This window comes from Pseudomonas sp. SDT291_1_S447 (assembly GCF_054070155.1).
This window is the reverse complement of sequence record NZ_JBSVXS010000431.1, coordinates 1-223: the sequence shown is the minus strand read 5'-3', so window position 1 is coordinate 223 and position 223 is coordinate 1. Positions and strand designations below refer to the sequence as shown.

At 61.0% G+C, this 223-nt stretch carries 1 pseudogene; it reads left to right on the top strand.

Features of this window, described 5'->3' with window-relative positions:
- Window positions 1–223 (top strand): annotated as a pseudogene (locus tag ACW9IR_RS30240) (pilus assembly protein PilW); the annotation flags it as partial.

The window sequence follows — 223 nt, the reverse complement described above, 5'->3', positions numbered from 1 at the left end:
CTGTCAGTTGGAAGATCGAGGCGGGGGCGAAGTCGCTGACGCTAGTCACGGCAGATGTTGGTAACGAGAATGGCAAGGCTGACTGGACCGTATTGTCCGACTGCACGGGCGCCGCCCAGGCCTACGGCGGTAGTTCTCCTGTGCCTGCCCCCGGACAAATCCGCTTTGCGCTGCGCCAGATCACCTACACCTTCGAAGCCGGTCAATTGAAAGTCAGCACGCC